The organism is Paraburkholderia sp. BR14320, assembly GCF_040948665.1.
GTDB lineage: Bacteria > Pseudomonadota > Gammaproteobacteria > Burkholderiales > Burkholderiaceae > Paraburkholderia > Paraburkholderia youngii.
The window spans coordinates 1-255 of record NZ_JBFPKG010000352.1; the positions used below are offsets into that span (position 1 = coordinate 1).

Annotated in this window: 1 pseudogene; it reads left to right on the forward strand. The window is 64.7% G+C overall.

Annotated elements, in window-relative coordinates:
- Window positions 1–255: pseudogene (locus AB3X89_RS40615) on the forward strand (ABC transporter ATP-binding protein); the annotation flags it as partial.

Here is a 255-nt window from a genome sequence, read left to right on the forward strand (position 1 = left end):
TCGTGCCGATCGCGATGGCGCTGGCCGCGATGTTCGGGATTCTGCTCGGCGCGCCGACGCTGCGTCTGCGTGGCGACTACCTGGCGATCGTGACCCTCGGCTTCGGGGAAATCGTGCGGATCTTCATTAACAACCTCGACCGTCCGGTAAACATCACCAACGGTCCGAAGGGGATCACCGGGATCGCTCCGGTGCAGATCGGCGGCTTCAGCTTCGCGCAGTCGCACTCGCTGTTCGGCATGCAGTTCCCGGCGG